The sequence below is a fragment of the Pseudomonas sp. Y3 TE3536 genome, from assembly GCF_053629175.1.
In genome coordinates, this window is sequence record NZ_JBRJHU010000001.1 from 3,444,166 (window position 1) to 3,465,157 (window position 20,992).

15 protein-coding genes and 1 pseudogene are annotated in these 20,992 nt (G+C 62.9%); 8 read left to right on the plus strand and 8 right to left on the minus strand.

Translation table 11 applies throughout. The features are described from left to right. The 3 genes from AB7M33_RS15645 to AB7M33_RS15655 are packed head-to-tail and all read left to right on the plus strand — an operon-like array spanning window position 1 to window position 2,386. Window positions 1-780: a 5-oxoprolinase subunit PxpA gene (locus AB7M33_RS15645; RefSeq protein WP_454243084.1), complete on the plus strand. Its 780-nt coding sequence runs from the start codon at window positions 1-3 to the stop codon at window positions 778-780. Next, on the plus strand, window positions 777-1,472 hold the full coding sequence (gene pxpB / locus AB7M33_RS15650) for a 5-oxoprolinase subunit PxpB (protein ID WP_454243085.1): 696 nt from the start codon (window positions 777-779) through the stop codon (window positions 1,470-1,472). Before AB7M33_RS15645 ends, pxpB begins: the two co-directional genes overlap by 4 nt. Then, on the plus strand, window positions 1,469-2,386 hold the full coding sequence (locus tag AB7M33_RS15655) for a 5-oxoprolinase subunit C family protein (protein WP_454243086.1): 918 nt from the start codon (window positions 1,469-1,471) through the stop codon (window positions 2,384-2,386). Before pxpB ends, AB7M33_RS15655 begins: the two co-directional genes overlap by 4 nt. A gap of 133 nt (window positions 2,387-2,519) precedes the next feature. Here AB7M33_RS15655 and AB7M33_RS15660 read toward each other — a convergent pair whose 3' ends face one another. From AB7M33_RS15660 to AB7M33_RS15670, 3 genes are all read right to left on the minus strand, one after another. Next, entirely contained in the window at window positions 2,520-3,698 is a 1,179-nt protein-coding gene (locus AB7M33_RS15660; RefSeq protein WP_265968506.1) for a vWA domain-containing protein, read from the minus strand. Between the two features lie 10 nt (window positions 3,699-3,708). After that, on the minus strand, window positions 3,709-4,554 hold the full coding sequence (locus AB7M33_RS15665) for an AAA family ATPase (RefSeq protein ID WP_454243087.1): 846 nt from the start codon (window positions 4,552-4,554) through the stop codon (window positions 3,709-3,711). 229 nt (window positions 4,555-4,783) lie between these two features. Then, a complete protein-coding gene (locus AB7M33_RS15670; RefSeq protein WP_454243088.1) occupies window positions 4,784-5,857 on the minus strand; it encodes a DUF748 domain-containing protein in 1,074 nt (357 codons plus the stop codon). A 133-nt stretch (window positions 5,858-5,990) separates the two neighbouring features. Here AB7M33_RS15670 and cysK point away from each other — a divergent pair, with 133 nt between their 5' ends. Both cysK and AB7M33_RS15680 read left to right on the plus strand, forming a co-directional pair. Further along, the gene (cysK, locus tag AB7M33_RS15675) at window positions 5,991-6,965 is read left to right on the plus strand and encodes a cysteine synthase A (protein WP_027594589.1); all 975 of its coding nucleotides are present in this window, start codon (window positions 5,991-5,993) and stop codon (window positions 6,963-6,965) included. 172 nt (window positions 6,966-7,137) lie between these two features. Continuing rightward, window positions 7,138-8,073 carry an aspartyl/asparaginyl beta-hydroxylase domain-containing protein gene (locus AB7M33_RS15680; protein WP_238215933.1) on the plus strand — a complete coding sequence of 312 codons (936 nt, stop codon included), beginning with the start codon at window positions 7,138-7,140 and terminating at the stop codon, window positions 8,071-8,073. Between the two features lie 83 nt (window positions 8,074-8,156). On the opposite strand, the gene AB7M33_RS15685 is transcribed toward AB7M33_RS15680, so the two are convergent. Then, complete coding sequence (locus tag AB7M33_RS15685) at window positions 8,157-8,819, minus strand: hypothetical protein (protein ID WP_454243089.1); 663 nt, start codon at window positions 8,817-8,819, stop codon at window positions 8,157-8,159. Window positions 8,820-8,821: 2 nt separating this feature from the next. Then, window positions 8,822-9,259, minus strand: a complete 438-nt coding sequence (locus AB7M33_RS15690) for a hypothetical protein (protein WP_265968503.1) — start codon at window positions 9,257-9,259, stop codon at window positions 8,822-8,824. A 35-nt stretch (window positions 9,260-9,294) separates the two neighbouring features. Here AB7M33_RS15690 and AB7M33_RS15695 point away from each other — a divergent pair. Next, window positions 9,295-9,597: pseudogene (locus AB7M33_RS15695) on the plus strand (type II secretion system protein GspD); the annotation flags it as partial. Between the two features lie 177 nt (window positions 9,598-9,774). Here the strand turns inward: AB7M33_RS15695 and AB7M33_RS15700 are convergent. The 3 genes from AB7M33_RS15700 to azu all read right to left on the minus strand — a co-directional run bounded on the left by AB7M33_RS15700 (window position 9,775) and on the right by azu (window position 12,982). Then, entirely contained in the window at window positions 9,775-10,200 is a 426-nt protein-coding gene (locus AB7M33_RS15700; RefSeq protein ID WP_454243090.1) for a hypothetical protein, read from the minus strand. A 630-nt stretch (window positions 10,201-10,830) separates the two neighbouring features. Further along, on the minus strand, window positions 10,831-12,483 hold the full coding sequence (locus tag AB7M33_RS15705) for a cyclic peptide export ABC transporter (RefSeq protein WP_238215939.1): 1,653 nt from the start codon (window positions 12,481-12,483) through the stop codon (window positions 10,831-10,833). A gap of 46 nt (window positions 12,484-12,529) precedes the next feature. After that, a complete protein-coding gene (azu, locus tag AB7M33_RS15710) occupies window positions 12,530-12,982 on the minus strand; it encodes an azurin (protein WP_265968501.1) in 453 nt (150 codons plus the stop codon). A 179-nt stretch (window positions 12,983-13,161) separates the two neighbouring features. Here azu and AB7M33_RS15715 point away from each other — a divergent pair, with 179 nt between their 5' ends. Both AB7M33_RS15715 and AB7M33_RS15720 read left to right on the plus strand, forming a co-directional pair. Then, on the plus strand, window positions 13,162-14,145 hold the full coding sequence (locus AB7M33_RS15715) for a TauD/TfdA family dioxygenase (RefSeq protein ID WP_454243091.1): 984 nt from the start codon (window positions 13,162-13,164) through the stop codon (window positions 14,143-14,145). Between the two features lie 367 nt (window positions 14,146-14,512). Continuing rightward, window positions 14,513-20,992, plus strand: coding sequence for an amino acid adenylation domain-containing protein (locus AB7M33_RS15720; protein WP_454243092.1), 6,480 nt, complete (start codon window positions 14,513-14,515; stop codon window positions 20,990-20,992).

Here is a 20,992-nt window from a genome sequence, read left to right on the forward strand (position 1 = left end):
ATGAACAGCGACAAGGGAGTCTGTGTGGTGGAACGCCTGCTTCTCAATTGTGACATGGGCGAGAGTTTTGGCAGCTGGCGCATGGGCCTGGATGCCGAAGTGATGCCGTTTATCGATTGCGCCAACATCGCCTGCGGCTACCACGCCGGCGACCCCAGCATCATGCGCCGTACTGTGGAGTTGGCACTGGCCCATGGCGTGACCATCGGCGCGCACCCGGCCTACCCAGACCTGGTCGGCTTCGGCCGCCGCTCCATGGCCTGCAGCCCTGAGGAAATCCGCGACCTGCTGCACTACCAGATCGGTGCGCTGGACGGCATCTGCAAGGTGCTTGGCAGCCGGGTGGCCTACGTCAAACCCCATGGCGCGCTGTACAACGACATGATGGCCGACCCGCTCAAGTTGCGCGCGGTGCTCGAAGCCGTGGCGGCCTATGACAGCGGCTTGCCGTTGATGCTCATGGCCACTGCCGACGACAGTGCGGCACAGGCCCTGGGGGAGAAGATTGGCGTGCCGCTGTGGTTCGAGGCCTTCGCCGACCGCGCCTACACCGCCAGTGGCCACCTGGTCTCGCGGCGCCTGCCCGGCGCCGTGCACCATGACCCGGCGCTTGTGGTCGAACAGGCCGTGCGCCTGGCCCGTGGTGAAACCCTTGTTGCGGACGATGGCAGCGCGTTGCGCCTGCGCGCCAGCACCCTGTGCGTGCACGGCGATAACGACAGTTCAGTGGCCGCGGTGCGGCAGATCCGCCAGGCCCTCGATGCGCTGGAGCACGCATGAAATTGCGCATTGAAGTGGTCGCCTTCGATAGCCTGATGGTGCGCCTGTTCGACACCATCGATGAAGCCAACATGCCGTGGATGCTCGCGGCCAGCCAGCGCTTGAGTACCGCGTTCGGGAAGCACCTGGTGGACTTGGTGCCTTCCTACACCACGCTGATGGTGCAGTTCGATCTGCCGCCTGGGCAGGCGAGGGCGCTGATCACCCAAGCGCTGGAGGGGCTGCAGCCGGACACCGGCAGCGGTGGCCGTCGGCATGAGATTCCGGTGTGGTACGACGCCAGTGTTGGCCCTGAATTGCCCGTATTGGCGGCGCGCACCGGCCTGAGTGAGCAAGCGGTGATCCGCCTGCACAGCGAGCGCGAGTACCCGGTATTCGCCCTCGGCTTCGCCCCAGGCTTCGGCTTCATGGGGCTGGTGGACGAGCGGCTGGCATCGCCGCGCCTGAGCACCCCGCGCAAGCGTGTGGCGGCGGGCAGCGTGGGTATCGCCGAGCGCCAGACCGCCGCTTACCCGGCGGTATCGCCAGGCGGCTGGAACCTGATCGGGCGTACCCCGGTGCGCCTGTTCGACCGTGAACGCGAAGGCTACAGCTTGTTGCAACCGGGTGACCGGGTGCGTTTCGTGGCGGTTTCCCACGCCGAGTTCAGGGCGTTGGGGGGGGATGACAGCCCACTGGAGGCGCAGGCATGACGCAGTTGAAGATCGAGGCCAGCACCGCGCTGTGCCAATTGCAGGATGCCGGGCGGTTTGGCGTGCGCCACTTGGGCGTGACCCAGGGCGGGGCCCTGGACTGGGTGGCGATGAATTGGGCCAACTGGTTGCTGGGCAACCCGCTGGGGGCGCCAGTGATCGAGGTGGCGTTGGGCGGATTCAGCGTGGTGGCGGAGCAGGATTGCGTCCTGGCCTTGGCGGGCGCCGACCTGGATGCGCGGGTTGAGGATCAGCCCCTGGCGCCTTGGCGCAGCTTTACCCTGGCCAAGGGCCAGCAGCTGACGTTGAGGCAGCCCAAGCAGGGCGTACGCGCTTATCTTGCTGCGCCTGGCGGGTTCCAGGCCGAGTCAGTGCTGGGCAGTTGCGCCACCGTTGTACGTGAAGAACTTGGCGGCATCGATGGGCGAGGGGGCGCGCTTGGCAAAGGTCAGGGGCTGACATTTGCCGGTTCATCCCCGGCCTTGCGCGAGGTGCCTGGGGCGTTGCGGCCCGTGTATTCGGCGAAGCCTGTGCTCGACCTGGTGATGGGCGCGCAGATCGGTGACTTCAGCGGCATGAGCCTGTTTGAAGCGTTCAACAGTGACTGGACTTTGGACAGCCGAGCAGACCGCATGGGGATCCGATTGCTTGGGCCACAGCTGGTTTACCAGGGTGCGCCGATGATCTCCGAAGGGATTCCGCTGGGCGCGGTGCAGGTGCCGCCAGATGGGCAGCCGATCGTGCTGCTCAATGATCGGCAGACCATTGGCGGGTATCCGCGGCTGGGGGCGTTGACGCCGTTGGCGCTGGCGCAATTGGCGCAGTGCATGCCGGGGGCGGGGGTGCGGTTCAGGGCGGTGGTGCAGGAGGAGGCTTGGCGGGAACAGCAGGGTTATCTGAACCGTTGGCGGTGAAGCTACCGGCCTCTTCGCGGGACAAGCCCGCTCCCACAGGTAAGGTGCTGTCCCTAAGAACAGCACCCTACCTGGACTGCACTTGAACCTGTGGGAGCGGGCTTGTCCCGCGAAGAGGCCGGTGCAAGCGATATCACTTAGACAGGTACCGCATCCCATCCTCCAACCCCTGCAAGGTCAGTGGGTACATCTTGTCCTCGATCAAATCCCGCACCAGGTGCGTAGATGCCGTGTAGTCCCACGCCTGCTTCGGATACGGGTTGATCCAGATGATCTTCTTGAATTTCTCCATGAAGCGCTGCATCCAGACATACCCGGCCTCTTCGTTCCAGTGCTCGACGCTGCCACCGGGCTGGGTGATCTCATAGGGCGCCATGGCCGCGTCGCCGACGAACACCACTTTGTAGTCATCGCCGTACTTGTGCAGCAGGTCGAAGGTGGAGAACCGCTCCGAGGTGCGCCGTAGGTTGTTCTTCCACACCGACTCGTACACGAAGTTGTGGAAGTAGTAGTACTCCAGGTGCTTGAACTCGGTCTTGCAGGCGGAAAACAGCTCTTCGCAGACTTTGACGTGGGCATCCATCGAGCCACCGATGTCGAACAGCAACAGCAGCTTGACGGTGTTGCGCCGCTCCGGGCGCATCTGGATGTTCAGCAACCCGGCGTCGCGTGCGGTGTGGTCGATGGTGCCGTCGATATCCAGCTCTTCGGCAGCGCCTTCACGGGCAAACTTGCGCAGCCGGCGCAAGGCCAGCTTGATGTTGCGCGTGCCCAGCTCGACCTGGTCGTCGAGGTTCTTGTATTCGCGCTGGTCCCACACCTTCACCGCCTTGCCCTGGCGCTGGCCAGCCTCGCCCACGCGGATGCCTTCGGGGTTGAAACCGCCTGAACCGAATGGGCTGGTGCCGCCGGTGCCGATCCACTTGTTGCCGCCGGCGTGGCGTTCCTTTTGCTCTTCGAGGCGTTTCTTGAATTCCTCGATCAGCTTGTCCAGGCCGCCCAGCGACTGGATTTGCGCGCGTTCTTCATCGGTGAGCGAGCGCTCGAATTCCTTGCGCAGCCAGTCTTCGGGGATCAGCGCTTCAAGGTGGCGGTCGAGGTTTTCCAGGCCCTTGAAGTAGGCCGAGAATGCTCGGTCGAATTTGTCGAAATGGCGCTCGTCCTTCACCAGGATCGCCCGTGCCAGGTAGTAGAACTCGTCCATGTCGGCGAACACCACGCGTTTTTGCAGGGCATTGAGCAGGTCGAGCAGTTCGCGTACCGACACCGGCACCTTGGCCGCGCGCATTTCGTTGAACAGGTTGAGCAGCATGGCCGGCCCCTCAGCGGTTGCCGCGTCGGCTCATGAACGCCAGGCGCTCGAGCAATTGAACGTCCTGCTCGTTCTTCACCAGGGCGCCCGCCAGGGGCGGGATGGCCTTGGTCGGGTCACGCTCACGCAGCACCCCTTCGCCGATGTTGTCGGCCATCAACAGCTTGAGCCAGTCGACCAGCTCGGAGGTGGAGGGCTTTTTCTTCAGGCCCGGCACCTTGCGCACGTCGAAGAACACGTCCAACGCCTCGCTGACCAGCGATTGCTTGATGTTCGGGTAGTGCACGTCGACGATCTGTTGCAGCGTGGCGCGGTCGGGGAAGGCGATGTAGTGGAAGAAGCAGCGGCGCAGGAAGGCGTCGGGCAGTTCTTTTTCGTTGTTCGAGGTAATGATGATGATCGGGCGCTGCTTGGCCTTGATGGTCTCGTCGGTTTCGTAGACATAGAACTCCATCTTGTCGAGTTCTTGCAGCAGGTCGTTGGGGAACTCGATGTCGGCCTTGTCGATTTCGTCGATCAGCAGGATGACCCGCTCCTCAGCCTCGAAGGCTTCCCAGAGCTTGCCCTTTTTCAGGTAATTGCGCACATCGTGGACTTTTTCGGTGCCCAACTGCGAGTCGCGCAGGCGGCTGACCGCATCGTACTCGTAGAGGCCCTGGTGGGCCTTGGTGGTGGACTTGATGTGCCAGGTGATCAGGCGGGCGCCGAAGGAGGCCGCGAGCTGCTCGGCGAGCATGGTCTTGCCAGTGCCCGGTTCGCCTTTGACCAGCAGCGGGCGTTCGAGGGTGATGGCCGCGTTTACCGCCAGTTTCAGGTCGTCTGTGGCGACGTAGTCGCGGGTGCCTTCGAACTTCATGGGAGTGTCCTCTGCGGGTGGCTGTGCCGGCCTTTTCGCGGGGCAAGCCCGCTCCCACAGGAGCACCACAAGCCTTGAGAACTGTGGTATCCCTGTGGGAGCCGGCTTGCCGGCGATAGGGCCATGACAGCCAGTACCTATTTTTGATTTGTTACCGACTATAACGCGGGGCTCGGCGCCTGCAAACGCAGACTGGGTATTCAGTCCCTGAATGCCCCGTCACGCGCTTTCAGTCGGACTTTGGCGCAGGCTGCTCATACCGCGCATTGAACGCCTGGACAAAGCCATTACGCAGGATCTGCAAAAACGCCTCGAAGGCACTGACATCCTGCTTGTGCACACTGCCACTAAGCTCCACCCGGGTGGCGAACTGGTTTTTCGGCTGGTTTTTCAACACCGATTCGGTGCCCCCCACCAGCGCCTCCCACACCGAGCGGAAAAAGCCCTTGTCCTTGTTCTGCACGTCCTGCTGCCAGTTGAACACATCGACATCGCGCAGCAACGGCTTGATATAGCCCGTAAGCCGGCCCTTCTCAGCCTGGGCTTCGATCACCAGGTCGCCATGCCCGGCATTGAAGTCGAACTTGCCATAAGCGCTGGCAAAGTCATTGAGCTTGCGCAACTGAAAGTCGGTGGCGCGCAGGCGGAATTCGAAGTCGTCGAAGTCGCTGAACGGGTCGAAGGTAGCGCGGCTCTCGACCTTGGCATCCCCGAACAACACGGCATTGGCGTCGAAACTGGCGTCGCGCCGGCCTTTTTCGTTGCGCACGTTGGTCAGGTTACGAATGCTGGCGTCGAGCCGGGTCGCCTTGAGGTTGACGGGGGGCTTGGAGGTGAAGTTGCGAAAGGTCAGCACGCCGTCTTCAATGCGCACTTCGTTGAGGGTGATCGGCAGCAGTTTTTCCAGTTGTTGGCGCCAATCGGTGCCGCGGCCGGTCTGTGACGCCTGCTTGCTGCCGCCATCGACAAAGTTCAGCGCTGGCCGCACGAAGGTCACCTCGGCCACTACGGCGCGGTCGTGCCACAACGCGTGCCAGCTCACCGACAGGTCGATCAAGGGCGCATCGAGCAGCGGCACCGGGACCTTGCCGCTGGTCTTGACGATCTTCAGGCCGTTGATCTGGTAAGCGCCGCGCCACCAGGCCAGGTCGACGTCGACGACCTGGCCGCGGTAGTCACCCATGTCGGCCAGCTTGTCGTTGAGGTAGTCGCGCACCAGGTAGGGCAGGGCCAGGTGCAGGGCCACCAGCAGCACGACCAGGCTGGCCAGGCCGACCAGCGGCCAGCGGTAGCGACCTTTCATCGAAGGTTCTCCTAGGCTGGATGTGCGGTTGACCGCAGCCGCCGCCTGGGAGTTCGAACAGGCTTTACGGGCCAACGGGGCAGGCTTACCCTTGAAGTCTTTCCCTGCATCTTCATGTTCAAGGACCCCTGCCATGAGCCGTATCTACGCAGACAACGCCCATTCCATCGGTAACACGCCGCTGGTGCAGATCAACCGCATCGCCCCGCGTGGGGTGACCATCCTGGCCAAGATCGAAGGGCGCAACCCGGGCTACTCGGTCAAATGCCGGATCGGCGCGAACATGGTCTGGGACGCCGAAAGCAGCGGCAAGCTCAAGCCCGGCATGACCATCGTCGAGCCCACCTCGGGCAACACCGGCATTGGCCTGGCGTTCGTTGCCGCCGCCCGTGGCTACAAGCTGATCCTGACCATGCCGGCCTCGATGAGCTTGGAGCGGCGCAAAGTGCTCAAGGCCTTGGGTGCCGAATTGGTGCTGACCGAGCCGGCCAAGGGCATGAAGGGCGCCATCGAGAAGGCCAACGAAATCGTCAACTCCGACCCGGCCCAGTACTTCCAGCCAGGCCAGTTCGAAAACCCGGCCAACCCGGCAATCCATGAAAAGACCACCGGCCCGGAGATCTGGAACGACACCGACGGCGCCGTCGATGTGCTGGTGGCCGGTGTGGGCACTGGCGGTACCATCACCGGCGTTTCGCGCTACATCAAGCAGACCCAGGGCAAGTCGATCCTCTCGGTGGCGGTGGAGCCGGTGGCCTCGCCGTTGATCAGCCAGACCCTGGCCGGTGAAGAACTCAAGCCCAGCCCGCACAAGATCCAGGGCATTGGCGCGGGCTTTGTGCCGAAGAACCTCGACCTCTCCATGGTCGACCAGGTCGAGACGGTGACCGACGAAGAGTCCAAGGCCATGGCCATTCGGCTGATGCAGGAAGAGGGTATTTTGTGCGGTATTTCCTGTGGCGCAGCGATGGCGGCGGCAGTGCGCCTGGCGGAAAAACCAGAGATGCAGGGTAAGACCATCGTCGTAATCCTGCCCGACTCTGGCGAGCGTTACCTGTCGAGCATGCTGTTCAGCGATATGTTCAGCGAGCAGGAAAACCAGCAGTAATCGCCTCGTCCTCTGATCAGGCGCAACACTCGGTAATCCGGTTTATTGCAGAATCTTCATGAATGAGATCCCGCCCAGGTTGTTTTTACCGGGGCGGGATGGGTTTATGATGGCCGGATGATTTTTTCGGCAGCAGGCGGCGCAGGCCTGCTTCCTTTCCAAGGAGTGTTGCATGACCTTTTCCTTTGCAGCCAAGGCGGGTGTCCTGCTGGTGTTTTTCGGCAGCGTGCTGTTCGTGCACCTGCGCGGCAAGGCGCGCCTGCCGGTGTTGCGCCAGTTCGTCAACCATTCGGCGCTGTTCGCTCCCTATAACGCCTTGATGTACCTGTTTTCTGGCGTGCCGTCCAAGCCGTACCTGGACCGTCAGCGCTTCCCTGAACTGGATGTGCTGAAGGACAACTGGCAGGAAATCCGCGAAGAGGCCATGCGCCTGTTCGATGAGGGCTATATTCGCGCAGCTGAAAAAGACAACGACGCCGGCTTCGGTTCGTTCTTCAAGAAGGGCTGGAAGCGCTTCTACCTGAAGTGGTATGACAAACCGCTGCCGTCGGCCGAGGCCTTGTGCCCGCGCACCGTCGAGCTGGTCAGCAGCATCCCCAACGTCAAGGGCGCGATGTTCGCCTTGCTGCCCGGTGGCAGCCACCTGAACCCGCACCGAGACCCGTTCGCCGGCTCGTTGCGCTATCACCTGGGCTTGTCCACGCCCAATTCCGACGACTGCCGCATCTACGTCGATGGCCAGGTGTATGCCTGGCGTGACGGCGAGGACGTGATGTTCGACGAAACCTACGTGCACTGGGTCAAGAACGAGACCGACGTCACCCGCGTGATCCTGTTCTGCGACATCGAACGCCCGCTGAGCAGCCCGCTGATGACCCGCATCAACCGCCAAGTCAGTGCCTTCCTCGGCCGCGCCACCGCGCCGCAGAACACCGACGACGAGCGCGTCGGCGGGATCAACCAGGCGTATGCCTGGAGCAAGCGTTTCAGCAACAAGATCAGTAGCCACGTGAAGCAGTTCAAGCGCGCCAACCCCAAGGCCTACCGCATTCTGCGGCCGGTGTTGGCGGTGGTGGTGGCGTATCTGTTGTATCGCTGGTTGATCTGATTTCTACCCACTGGGGCTGCTTTGCAGCCCTCTCTGGCCCAAAATCTGTAATCGGATGCAAGTGCTTGTGTATTAGGGGTGTGCTATCTCAAGAAGTCGAACCCGTCGAACGTATAGGAAATACGAAAAGTTCCGGGTACAGGAAGTATGCTGCCCTGTGTTTCAGTGGATTGATGCAAGGCTTCAAGGTGCATAAAAAGTTGCTCTACGTAAGCGGAATGCATGTCGAATGCACGGTATTCCCCCCTGAGGGAATAGTCACCTTCTAGGGCATAATATCGCAGTATTCGAGGGTCCTCGCTTGGCGGTGTTCTGGGGGTTACTTCAATGTTTCTAATTATTCCGTTGCAGGCCTCTGTGACGAACGCTGAATGAGCGAGTGGCAGTTGTGAGTTTCTGAAGAAGCTACTCGTTGATTCGAGGCTTTCCAGAACTTTGTCTACATTGCCAAAAGCCATCCTCCATGTGGCCTTGCGGATACAGAAATTGGGCAAGGCATCACTGTCCGTGTCAGACGCATAGAGGCCGTAGAACGTCCCAGTCTTCTTCTCAAATACTGAAATGCCGAGTGTTAATTTGAAAACAAGCAGCGCTTCATCCGAGAAGGTTGCGCTGATTGTTGTGGCCTCGTGCATCAAGGCGCTCACCAGCTGGCGTGCCCCTGGAGGGGAGATATAAGCTTGCATGCGGGATTGATGACCAGCAGGCGTTTGGGTCAGGTCTTTTTCCCATGAGAGGTTGTGCATTATCATTTCCTTCGCATGTCTTTCAAGCGGCCGAGGAATTCGGGGTTTGTTGATTTGAACCGATCTACAGTCCAAACATTAGAGCGGGAGTCGATGGCGAGGTTTCGCCGTGAGTCCCCATAGTTAGCTTTTTCCTCGTGTGCATCAACACCTTGGTTTTTCCACCATTTATCATCCCGAGCCGTCAGCTTTCCAACCGGCGCATCAGGGATTTCGAAATCATCATCCGATGCCTCATTGTGCTCCTCGTTGAAGCTCAGGCGGTTTTTCCAGCTAGAGGTGTTGTCTTGATCTGCCCACGAAGGCGTATTGTCAAGCTTGAATGAAGATTCAAACCCACCAAGGTCCTGGTTTGAGCCGTTGTTGGAGTTTGTCGTGATGGTGCGACCGGTCAGCGCGCTAAGCAACCGAGCAAAGAAACTACTAAGCGTCTGACTCAATGCTTGCTTGCCATCAGGGTCCACATATTTGCACGGGTTACCCAAGTATCTCGACGCGAGCAGTCTCTACCCAGGTAGCGGTGCAAAGCGGCCAGACGGTGTTGCTGGGGGGCTTGATCAAACAGAACGAGGCCGACAGTCAGAGCCGTGTGCCTTGGTTGGGCAGGGTACCTGGGGTGTGCTGGCTGTTCAGCGATACGCAGCGTAGCCATGGCCGTACCGAGTTGATCGTGCTGATCACGCCGAAGGTGGTGAGTGATGCCAGCACGGCCCGCCAGGTGACGGGTGAGTATCGGCAACAGTTGCAGCTCATACGGCCTGGATTGAGTGAGGGGTGAGCCACTGATTAACTGATTATCCCGCCGTGTTGCGTTGAGTAATGCTGTGTGTGGAAGGTCCGGGCCGGGCGTGATAGCACAGCCCGGACCTTAGCGATCAGTTAATCAGCTCCCGTCGCAACGATTGGCACAAGAGGAGCGGGGGCAGCGCCCTCGCACTTGGTGTTGCTGGAGTCTTTATTGTTGCGTGATGCCAAAATTTTTCAGATAGGTTTGCGCGAGCGTCCCATCGGGCCCAGGTTTTTTTGAAATGGCTGCAAGTTCGCCAATGGAAATGAAGTGATCATGGATCACCTCTTTGAACTCGCCATTAAAGAATTCTCGCTTGACCGCTATTACCGCCAATTCGTCGCATGCGCTTTCAATGGCTAGCCATTCCATGTTGCGGCTACATAGAACTATCGGGTAATCGAGCGTGCCGTCAAAAAAAGTCCTGTTGCCATGCTCAAATTCTTCAAGGTCATTGAGGGTATTCTTTCCACTGAAGGAAAGGCAGCTACCCTCTTGAGTGGCCTCACCCAGATATTTGACGATCACCGGCGCGCAAAATTGATGGGTGCTGGAGTCGATAAGTGACGCCATTACCGTGTCATTGTCCAGCATGGGCCTTTCTATAAAATAGAAAACACAATCACGATATTTGAATACGTTCTGTGGGAGCTCCTTGTCAAACGCTAAATGCTCAGAGATTTTGGTTGTAATATCAACGGTGTCTTGAAAGTTTAACTTTAGCATCATGGTGTTGATCCAAATCGTATTTTTGTCAGGTCTTTTTTGTCACCTGTCATGCGCATCGCAGCTGACGGGCCGCCGGTGCTCGTGGATTTTTCATAGAATCTATAGGTTTTCTGGCTATTGGTGAGTTAGGACGGATCCGTCTTTCGAGGTGCTGTGTTTGTAGCCATTAGATTTAGCGTCGATTGCTGCCTCGGGCGTGCGGTCTGCTTGAATTTGGTTTGAACTGTTTTTTGTGAATTTTGAGGGGGAACTGACAGGCGTCCAAGGCGCGTTTCGGCAGTCGTCAGCGTTTTTCCGAAGCTTGCTATATTTTCCCACCCCGTATCGCGTCTATCGCGACGCTTGCGAGGCCAGGGACAGAGGGAATTACAGAAATCACAGCATCGAAGGCAAAATACCATCACAACCACCTGGCTATCCCCCTGCATTATCAGGGCGCACAAAAAAGGCGGTCATTGCCGTGACCGCCCCTAGCCAAGCCCGCGCTGCGCTACCTCACGCCGGCTCCAGCGCCTCGACCACCTTCCCGCGGCTCAGGTGCACCACCTTGTCCGCCGTATCGAAGTAGCGGTCATCATGCGAGATCACGATGATGGTCTTGCCCAACCGCTTCAGGTCCGGCAGCAGCTCGGTGTAGAACACCCGGCGGAAGGTCGGGTCCTGGTCCGCCGCCCATTCGTCAAACACCAATACCGGCCGCCCATCCAGCCAGGCGTTGACCAGCGCCAGGCGTTTGCGTTGGCCGGTGGAAAGGTCGGTGGTGGTAAACGCACCATCGCGCACGCTCACCTTATGGGCGATTTCCAGCCGCTCCAGGTAGCGCGTGGCATCGCTGGGCAGGCTGTGCTCGTGCTCGGGCAGGTCTTCGAACAGGTAGTAGTCGGCGAACACGGTGGTGAACAGCTGGCGATAGTCGTCCAGCCCCTGCGGGTCAACGGCCTTGCCGTTCAGGCGCACTTCGCCGCGTTGCGGGGTATACAGGCCCAGCAGCAGCTTGATCAGCGAGGTCTTGCCGCAGCCGTTTTCGCCGACGATGAACAGGATCTCGCCCGGCGCGATGCTCAGGTTCACCGGCCCGACGCGGAAGGGTTCGTTGCCGTCCACCGGTGGGTAGGCGTATTCGACATTGTGCAGCTCCAGGTGCGCGCTGCCGGGGGCGGTGTGCTTGATCGGCTGGTCCAGCAGCAGGTGCGGTTCGGGCGAGGAAAAGCGCTCGGACAGGTCGGCGATGCGGCGGAACGCCACTTGCGCGCGGCCGAGAATCGGCAGGTTGCCGATCAGTGTCTCCAGCGGGCCTTTCATGTACAGCAGCACCAGCACGAACCCGCTCATTACGGCCGGGTCGTTGCTCGGCCACAGCGACTGCAGGGCCAGGGTCAGGCCGATGACCACGAAGAACAGCATCGAGCCGAGGCTCTTGGCGGCCACGAAAATGTTGATGGCGCGGATGTGGGTGTTGGCGATGAAGTCGGCGGTGCCCTGGATGTTGCGGGTCAGCATGGCATGGCGGCGGCGGCGGTCGATGCGCAGCTCTTTGGCGCCTTCGGCAATCGCCGAGTAGTGCTTTTGCAGGTTGTCCTCGGCATCGCGGGCGGCGTTGAAACCGGCCACGCCTTTTTGCCGGGCCACGTACTGCACGGCGCTGCCGATGCCGATCGCCACCAGGGTGATGAGGAAGATCGGCCACGACAGCCAGGCCAGGTAGGCCAGGCAGCCAGTCACGGTGGTCAGCGAGATGGCCAGCGGGGCGAAGGCGAAGGCGAAGTCGCTGATGGTGTCGACGTCACGGGTCAGCACCGGGATCAGGCGGTGGGTGCGGTAGCGCTCGATCTGCTCGATCGGCGCCGACAGCACCTTGGCGCCGAGGTCTTTGCGCAGCCGGGCGATGACCTTCTGGCCTACGTAGTTGGTGCCACTGTCGGCGGCCACGCTGCTCACCAGCGCCAGCACGCACAGGCCGGCGAAGGCCAGGATCACGCCCTGGCTCATGCCATCGGGGGCATGCAGGCCCTGGTTGACGGTGGCCAGCAGCGCGGTCACGGCCAGGCCGCCGACCATGCCCAGCAGCACCGAGACAATGACCGCCGGGCGGTAGGGTTTGAGCAGGCCCAGCAATTCGCGGATGGCCCCGGGGGAAGACGTTTTCATGAAGCGCGATCTCGGTGAGGGAGTGGAGGTGGGCGGCGCGGCGGGGTCAGCTCCCGAGGGCCAGGGTGCCCTTCATCAAGGTGCTGTGGAACGGGAACGAGCAGTAGAAGCTGTAGGCAGTGCCGGCCTTCAACGAACGGGTGTCGAGGGTGACGCTGTCTTTTTCGCCACCGCCAATCAGGCGGGTATGGGCGATGACCCGGGTATCGCCTGGCTTCACGTAGTCCTGTGCCTCGCCTGCCTTCAGGCCGTCGTCCAGCACGCCTTGCATATCTGCCTGGGTGCTCAGGACCCAGTTATGACCCATGACGTTCTTCGGCATTTCGCCAGGGTGGGCGAGGGTGACGGTGAACGACGTGCAGGCCTTGGGGATGGTGATTTCGGCCTTGTCGAAGGTCATCTGGTCGGTGCCGTGTATTTCCACGGCGCAGTGCTCGGCCGACCAGGCGACGGCAGGGGCCGCGGCAAGCAAGGCGAGGAGCAGAAGCTGGCGAGTCATGTAGGGTTCCTGGACGATAAAAGGGTGCACATCGTTCAGACGAACCGGCGCGCGTTCGCTTTACCTGTGTGTTCGCGCGGGTGAATTTCTGCCGGGCATGCTCGTTCATCTAGTCAGGCGCCCTGATGGCGCAGCATCCCTTTCGCCGCCACGGCGGCCCTGGCTTGAGGTGACGGTACATGAGTGAATTGCTGAGCTTTGCGATCGAACCCCTGGACGCTGCCCGCGGCGACCTGCCGTTGTTGGTGCGCGCGCCGGAGCCTGGCATCGACCTGCTCGACGCGTTCGACGAGCTGAAACCGCTGGTTGACCGCCACCTGCTGGACGCAGGCGGCATCCTGTTCAGGGGCTTCCAGGTGGGCGGGGCTGAGGCTTTTCGCCAGTTCGCCGCCGCGTTCGGCCACCCGCTGCTCAACTACGAGTTCGGCTCCACGCCGCGCAGCAACGTGACCCAAGGCGTTTACACCTCGACCGAGTACCCGGCGCACCAGAGCATCCCGCTGCACAACGAGCAGGCCTACACCCTCGAGTGGCCGATGAAGATCTGGTTCTACAGCGTGATCCCCGCCGAGACCGGCGGCGAGACGCCGATTGCCGACAGCCGCGAGGTGTATCGGCGGATGCCAGCGCGCATTCGTGAGCGATTGGTCGAGAAGGGCCTGATGTATGTGCGCAACTACGGCAACGGCCTGGACGTGGAATGGTCGCAGGTGTTCAACACCGAAGACCCGCGGCAGGTCGAGGCCTACTGCCGTGCGCATGCCATTGAATGCATCTGGAAGGAGGATGGCGAGTTGCGCACACGCCAACGCTGCCAGGTGGTAGCGCGTCATCCGGTGACGGGGGAGGACGTGTGGTTCAACCAGGCGCACCTGTTCCATGTGTCTAACCTGCAGCCGGAGGTGCGGGAGGCGTTGATGGACATCGTCGAGGAAGAAGACCTGCCGCGCAATGTGTATTACGGCGATGGCTCGACCATTGAGGACGCGTTACTTGATGAGGTACGCGGGGTGTTGGATGAGTGCACTATCAGTTTCCCTTGGCTGGAGAATGATGTGCTGATGCTCGATAACATGCTCGCGGCGCATGCGCGTTCGCCGTTTACGGGGAAGCGTAAGGTGGTGGTGGCGATGGCGGAGGGGCATTCGCAGGTGGGGCGGTGAGGAGGTGCATGCCTTGGGGGTTTTGTCGCCTGTGAGATCGAGCGCCGCCCGCGCGGCGCTTCGCAGCACAAGGCTGCTCCTACATCTGTTTCGGGCCAATTATTCCTGAGGCATTAGCGCGCGGCCCCTTGGCGCCTGACACGATATCGAGTCGAACAAACAAGGCGGTCGCGCGCCTCTCTCACAGGCTTTACTGGCCGGAAACAGATGTAGGAGCAGCCTTGTGCTGCGAAGCGCCGCGCGGGCGGCGCTCGATCTCACCGGCGCTGCAAAACCCAAGGCATGCACCTATCAGCCCCAACCCCTAAATCAGCCCCCCATGCCTTCGTCTGACAGTTAACGCTCGACTGCCAGGACACCGCTCGACATGAATGCTGAACAGACGCTCAAACTCGCCCGCCGTTTCATCGAACTCAGCCCCGACAAGCGCCGCCTGTTCCTCAAGGCGTTGCAGGGCGAGGGCATGGACTTCTCCGTGCTGCCGATTGCGCCAGGTGTCGAGGTCGACGAGCGTGACCGGTTGTCCTACGCCCAGCGGCGCATGTGGTTCCTCTGGCAGCTCGACCCCCAAGGCGCAGCCTACAACCTGCCGATGGCCGTGCGCCTGAATGGCCCATTGGACCTGAGCGCCCTGCAACACGCATTCGACGCCTTGGTCGCCCGCCACGAAACCCTGCGCACCCGCTTTGTCGCCGACGGCGATGACGTGCGTCAGCACGTGGATGCCGTCGCGGCCCCGCTGCAATTGCGCCAGGACTGCCTGAGCGAGCTGGCCGAAGCGGCCCGCCAACACACCCTCGAATCGATTGCCGAAGCAGAGGCCCTGGCGCCTTTTGACCTGGCCACCGGCCCGCTGCTGCGCGTGCGCCTGCTGCAACTGGCAGCGCAGGAACATGTCCTGCTGCTGACCCTGCACCATATCGTCGCCGACGGCTGGTCGATGAACGTGCTGATCGACGAATTCCTGCACCTCTACGACGCCGCCGTGGCCGGCACCCAGGCCACACTCGAGCCCCTGCCGATCCAGTACCGTGACTACGCCCTGTGGCAGCGCAGTTGGCTCGAGGCCGGTGAGCAGGACCGCCAGCTGGCGTACTGGCAGGCGCGCCTGGGCGATGATCACGCCCCACTGGAGCTGCCGCTGGACCGCACCCGCAAAGGCCGGCCAAGCTACCGCGGCGCTCGCCACGCATTCCCGATTGCTGCCGATGTCGCCGAGCGCCTGCGCGGCCTGGCGCGTCGGCACAACGTTACCTTGTTCATGGTTTTGCTGGCGGCCTTCAAGCTGCTGCTGCAGCGCTACAGCGGGCAGGGCGCAATCCGCGTCGGCGTGCCCATCGCCAACCGCAACCGCGCCGAAAGCCAGGGTTTGATCGGCTGCTTCATCAATACCCAAGTGCTGCACACCGAGCTCGACCCGCTGCTGGATATCACCGGCCTGTTGCAGCGCGTGCGCGAAACCGCCGTGGGCGCGCAGAGCCACCAGGACCTGCCGTTCGAGCAACTGGTCGAAGCCTTGGACCTGCCCCGTAGCACCGACAGCCCGCTTTTCCGCGTGCTGTTCAACCATCAGGCCCAGGTGGCGGATGTCGAAGCCATCAAGACCCGCTCCGGGCTGAGCCTGGCGCCGATCACCCTGGAAAAGCACAGCGCCCGTTTCGACCTGGCGCTGGATACCCACGAGCGTGCCGGGCAGCTGCATGCGGCCTTCACCTATGCCCTGGACGTGTTCGATGCGGCCACGATCGAGGCCCTGGGCGAGCAATGGCTGGCCCTGGTGCAGGCGCTGGCCGATGACACCGCTGGCGCGGTGGGCGAGTTGCCGTTGCCGGGCCTGGCAGCCACTCGGGGTGTGCCAGGTCATTTGGTCGAGCCGCTGCTGGTTCACCAGCGCTTTGCCGACGCCGCCCGCCGCCACCCCGCGCGCACCGCAGTGATGGCCGCCGGCGAGGCAGCCAGCTACGCCGAACTCGACGCCCGCGCCGAGGCCATCGCCGACAGGCTGGTCGAAGCCGGCGTGCAGCCAGACACCCTGGTCGGCGTGCTGGCTGACCGCAGTGTCGGCATGCTCGCCAGCATCCTCGGCGTGCTCAAGGCGGGCGGCGCGTACCTGCCCCTGGAGCCTGAACAACCGGCCGAACGCCTGGCCTACTTGCTCACCGACAGCGGCACCCAGCGGGTGCTGGCGCCTGGCAACTGGCAGGCGGAACTGCCTGAAGGCGTTTCCCGCCTGGCGTGGGAACATACCCAAGCCCTAAGCCAAAAAATGCCACGCCCTAGTGCTGCCGCAGCCAACCTCGCCTACGTGATCTACACCTCCGGCACCACCGGCCAGCCCAAGGGCGTCGCGATCAGCCATGGCGCCTTGGGTAACTACGTTGAGGGCATCGCCGCACGCCTGCCGGTGGGGCAGATCCACAGCATGGCGCAAGTCTCGACCCCGGCAGCGGACCTTGGCCACACCATGCTGTTCGGCGCCCTGTGTGGCGGCCAGACCTTGCACCTGATGCTGCGCGAGCAAGTGTTGGATGCCGAGGGCTTTGCGGCCTACCTGGCACAGCACCAGGTGGACGCCGTTAAGATCGTGCCCTCGCACCTGGAGGCCATGTTGGTCGCCGGTCGCGCGGCACTGCCTGGCCAGTGCCTGGTGCTGGGCGGCGAAGCCATCAGCCCGGGCCTGCTCGGCAAAATCCGCGCCCTGGCGCCGGCGCTCAAGGTGTTCAACCACTACGGCCCGACCGAGACCACGGTCGGCGTGCTGGTGGCTGAACTGGACGATCAGGCGTCGCTCGGCCAACCGCTGGCCAACGCAACCGTCAGCGTGCTCGACAGCTGCCTGCAGCCACTGCCGGCCAAGGCCAAGGGCGAGCTGTACATCGGCGGCGCCGGCCTTGCCCGTGGCTACCTCGGCCGCCCGGCGCTCACCGCCGAGCGCTTCGTGCCCGACCCAAGTGGTGCCCACGGCGAACGCCTGTACCGCAGTGGCGACTGGGTACGGCACAACGCCGCTGGCGAGCTGCAGTTTGCCGGGCGCATGGACGGCCAGGTGAAAATCCGCGGTTACCGCGTGGAACTGGCCGAGATCGAGCAGCAGTTGCTTAGCCTGGAGGGCGTCGCCAACGCCGTGGTCCGGGTCAAGGGCCAGGCACCGGAAGCGGTGCTGGCGGCCTGGCTGGTGCCCAGCCAAATGCCGGCAGACAGCCAAGCTTGGCAGGACACGATTCGCGCCACGCTCAAAGGCCTGCTGCCCGAGCACATGGTGCCGACCCACCTGATGGTGCTGGCACAACTGCCGGTCACGGTCAACGGCAAGGTCGACGTCAAGGCGCTGCCTGAGCCGGTGGCCACCCAGGCGGCCTACCAGGCACCGGTGACCCCGCTGCAGGTGCAACTGGCGCAGATCTGGGCTGAAGTGCTGCAGGTGCCGCAGGTGGGCCTGAGCGACAACTTCTTTGCCTTGGGCGGGCACTCGCTGCTGGCAACCCAGGCCGTATCGCGGGTGCGCAAGCACCTGGGCCTGGACATCCCGCTGCGTACCCTGTTCGACACGGTCGACCTGCAGGCCTTCGCCCAGGCAGTGGCCGAGGGCGAGCAGGGCGCTGGGCTTGAGATCGAGATCCTCGACCGCGAGCAGCCACTGCCAGTGTCCCGCTCGCAAAACCGCCAGTGGCTGTTCTGGAAGCTCAACCCCGAAAGCCTGGCCTACAACACGCCAATGGCCGTGCGCATGCAAGGCCCCCTCGACCGTGCTGCGATGCAGGCCGCGCTGGATGCGCTGGTGGCGCGCCACGAGTCACTGCGCACGGTGTTTGTCGAAGCCAACGGTTTGCCGTGGCAACGCATCCTGCCCGCCGCCTCGGTGCCGATCGGTTTCGACGACCTCAGTGGCCAGGACGACGCCGCGCAGATGCGCAAGCTGGAGGCCGAAGCCTTCGCCCCGTTCGACCTGGAGCACGGCCCACTGCTGCGTGCCCGCCTGTTCAAGGTGCATGCGCAGGAGCACCTGCTGTCGCTGACCCTGCACCACATCGTCTCCGACGGTTGGTCGATGAGCCTGCTGGTACGCGAGTTCGCAACGGCCTACAACGCGGCGGCCAGCGGCCAGGTGCGGGCCATCGAACCGCTGCCGGTGCAGTACGCCGACTTCGCCGCCTGGCAGCGCAAATGGCTGGACGAGGGGCAGATGCAGGCACAGATCGACTATTGGAAAGCGCGCCTTGAAGACGACTTCGAGGTCCTCGAACTGCCCGCCGACCGTATTCGCCCGCAGGTCAAAAGCTACCAGGGCAGCCGCTTCGATGTGCGCCTGCCGCTGGCCCTGACCGAGCGTCTGCGGGCATTGGCGGTGGCGTCCAATGCCACGCTGTTCCATGTCTTTTTGGCGGCCTATGCCATCGTGCTGTCGCGCTACAGCCGCAAGGACACGATCAACATCGGCGTGCCCGTCACCAACCGCAACCGCCTGGAGCTCGAAGGGCTGATCGGCTTCTTCATCAACGTGGTGGTGGCGCGGGTGGGCGTCGATGGCAGCCTGCCGTTCCCGCAGCTGCTGGCCGCGATCAAGGAGACCACGTTGCAGGCCCAGGCCAACAAGGACGTGCCGTTCCTTGAGGTGGCCGAAGCCCTGTACCCCGAGCGCGACCAGGGCGTGAACCCGTTCTTCCAGGTGCTGTACAACCATTTGCGCGACTTGGGCGAGCAGGTGTCCAGCGATGCCCTGCACGGTCTCAAGGTCCGGGAAGTGGACCTGCTGGAGCCGGGCGCGCAGTACGACATCTCGCTTAACACCCTGGAACGCTCCGACGGTGTAACGGCCTCGTTCAACTACTCCACCGACCTGTTCGATGCCCCGCGTATTGAGCGCATGGCCGGGCACTGGCAAGCGCTGCTCGAAGCCATCTGTGCCGAGCCGCAGCGCTGCATCGCCGAGCTGGACTTCTTGGCCGACGCTGAGCGCCGTCAGCTGACTCATGGCTGGAACCCGGCACCGCAGGCCAGCAGCGGCCTGTGTGCGCACCAGTTGCTGGCGCGTCAGGCAAGTGCGCGGCCCGACGCCGTGGCGCTTATTTTCGACGACCAGCAACTGAGCTACGCCGAGCTGGACCGCTGCAGTAATCAGTTGGCCCACCGCCTGCGTGCCCTGGGCGTAGGCCCAGACCGCCTGGTAGGTGTAGCCGTCGAGCGCGGCCTGGGCATGGCGCTGGCGCTGATCGCCATTCACAAGGCTGGCGGTGCCTATGTGCCGCTGGACCCGGACTACCCGCAAGAGCGCCTGGCGTACATGGTCGAGGACAGCGGCATCGGCCTGCTGCTGGCCGATGCGCCGTCGCTGGCGCGCTTGCAGTTGGATAAGCAGCTGCCTTGCGTGGTGCTCGAACCCGGCACCCAGTGGCTGCACGCCTGGCCAGCCGAGCCGCTGCCGAACCTGGCCGCGCCGCACAACCTCGCCTATGTCATCTACACCTCCGGTTCCACCGGCATGCCCAAGGGCGTGGCCATCGATCACCATGCCTTGTCGGTGTTCTGCCAGGTGGCTGGCGACTACTCGCGCCTGAGCCCGGAAGACCGTGTGCTGCAGTTCGCTACCTTCAGCTTCGACGGCTTCATCGAGCAGTTTTTCCCGCCGCTGGCGCAAGGCGCTTGCGTGGTGCTGCGCGACCTGCGGCTGTGGGACACCAACACCCTGGTGGACGAGATCAACCGCCACGGGGTTACCGTGGCCGACCTGCCGGCGGCCTACTGGAGGCTACTGGCCCTGGAGCGTCGCGCACCCGAGGCCTATGGCCGGCTCAAGCAGATCCACGTGGGCGGTGAAGCGGTGCCGGAAGATGCCCTGCGCGCCTGGCTGGCCGACGGGCCGCCGGCGGTGCGCCTGCTCAACACCTACGGCCCGACCGAGGCGACCGTGGTCGCCACCACGTTCGACTGCTCGCCAATGACGCCCGAGCAGATCAGCGCAGGCGGCGTGCCGATTGGCCGAGCGTTGCCAGGCCGGACCTTGCACGCCCTGGACGACGGCCTTGCGCCGACCCCGGTCGGCGTGTCGGGCGAACTGTTCATCGGCGGGGCAGGGTGCCTGGCGCGGGGTTACCACCAACGCCCATCGCTGACAGCCGAACGCTTCATTCCCGACCCGTTCGACCCCGTGGGTGGAGGCCGGTTGTACCGCACCGGCGACCTCGGTTACTACGACGAGCAGGGGCAACTGGCCTATCGCGGGCGAGCTGACCACCAGGTGAAAGTGCGCGGCTTCCGCATTGAACTGGGCGAGATCGAGCAGTACCTGCGCGCGCACCCGGATGTGCGCGAGGCAACGGTACTGGCCATCGACCTGCCCAGCGGCAAGCAGCTGTGCGCCTATGCCGTGCCTGTCGAAGGCAGCACTGGCGACCTGCGCCAGGCGCTCAAGCAGTACCTCAAGGCAAGCCTGCCGGACTACATGATCCCGTCCTACCTGGTGACCCTGCCGAACATGCCGCTGACCCCCAGCGGCAAGCTCGACCGCAAGGCGCTGCCGCTGCCCGACCCCAGCCAGCCGCAGCACGACTACGAAGCGCCGCAGACCGAACTGCAACAGCAACTGGCGCAGATCTGGGCGCAATTGCTGAACCTCGGCCAGGTTGGCCTGAACGACAACTTCTTCGAGCTCGGCGGCCACTCCCTGCTGGCCGCACAGGCAGTTTCGCGCATCAACGTGGAGCTGGGCCTGGACCTGCCCCTGCGGCTGATCTTCGCCCACCCCGAGCTGCGTGCGTTCGCCCAGGCACTGGACGAGCAGGGCCTGTCGCTGAGCGACGACGGCCTGAGCGATATCGAAAAAATGATGAATGAATTCACAGAGGCCTGA

Coding starts and splice junctions, on each gene's coding strand:
- azu (WP_265968501.1), bottom strand. CDS start 12,982: ATGACTCGCCAGCTTCTGCTCCTCGCCTTGCTTGCCGCGGCCCCTGCC.
- pxpB (WP_454243085.1), top strand. CDS start 777: ATGAAATTGCGCATTGAAGTGGTCGCCTTCGATAGCCTGATGGTGCGC.
- AB7M33_RS15700 (WP_454243090.1), bottom strand. CDS start 10,200: ATGCTGGACAATGACACGGTAATGGCGTCACTTATCGACTCCAGCACC.
- AB7M33_RS15670 (WP_454243088.1), bottom strand. CDS start 5,857: ATGAAAGGTCGCTACCGCTGGCCGCTGGTCGGCCTGGCCAGCCTGGTC.
- AB7M33_RS15705 (WP_238215939.1), bottom strand. CDS start 12,483: ATGAAAACGTCTTCCCCCGGGGCCATCCGCGAATTGCTGGGCCTGCTC.
- AB7M33_RS15665 (WP_454243087.1), bottom strand. CDS start 4,554: ATGAAGTTCGAAGGCACCCGCGACTACGTCGCCACAGACGACCTGAAA.
- AB7M33_RS15720 (WP_454243092.1), top strand. CDS start 14,513: ATGAATGCTGAACAGACGCTCAAACTCGCCCGCCGTTTCATCGAACTC.
- AB7M33_RS15715 (WP_454243091.1), top strand. CDS start 13,162: ATGAGTGAATTGCTGAGCTTTGCGATCGAACCCCTGGACGCTGCCCGC.
- AB7M33_RS15660 (WP_265968506.1), bottom strand. CDS start 3,698: ATGCTGCTCAACCTGTTCAACGAAATGCGCGCGGCCAAGGTGCCGGTG.
- cysK (WP_027594589.1), top strand. CDS start 5,991: ATGAGCCGTATCTACGCAGACAACGCCCATTCCATCGGTAACACGCCG.
- AB7M33_RS15685 (WP_454243089.1), bottom strand. CDS start 8,819: ATGCACAACCTCTCATGGGAAAAAGACCTGACCCAAACGCCTGCTGGT.
- AB7M33_RS15680 (WP_238215933.1), top strand. CDS start 7,138: ATGACCTTTTCCTTTGCAGCCAAGGCGGGTGTCCTGCTGGTGTTTTTC.
- AB7M33_RS15655 (WP_454243086.1), top strand. CDS start 1,469: ATGACGCAGTTGAAGATCGAGGCCAGCACCGCGCTGTGCCAATTGCAG.
- AB7M33_RS15645 (WP_454243084.1), top strand. CDS start 1: ATGAACAGCGACAAGGGAGTCTGTGTGGTGGAACGCCTGCTTCTCAAT.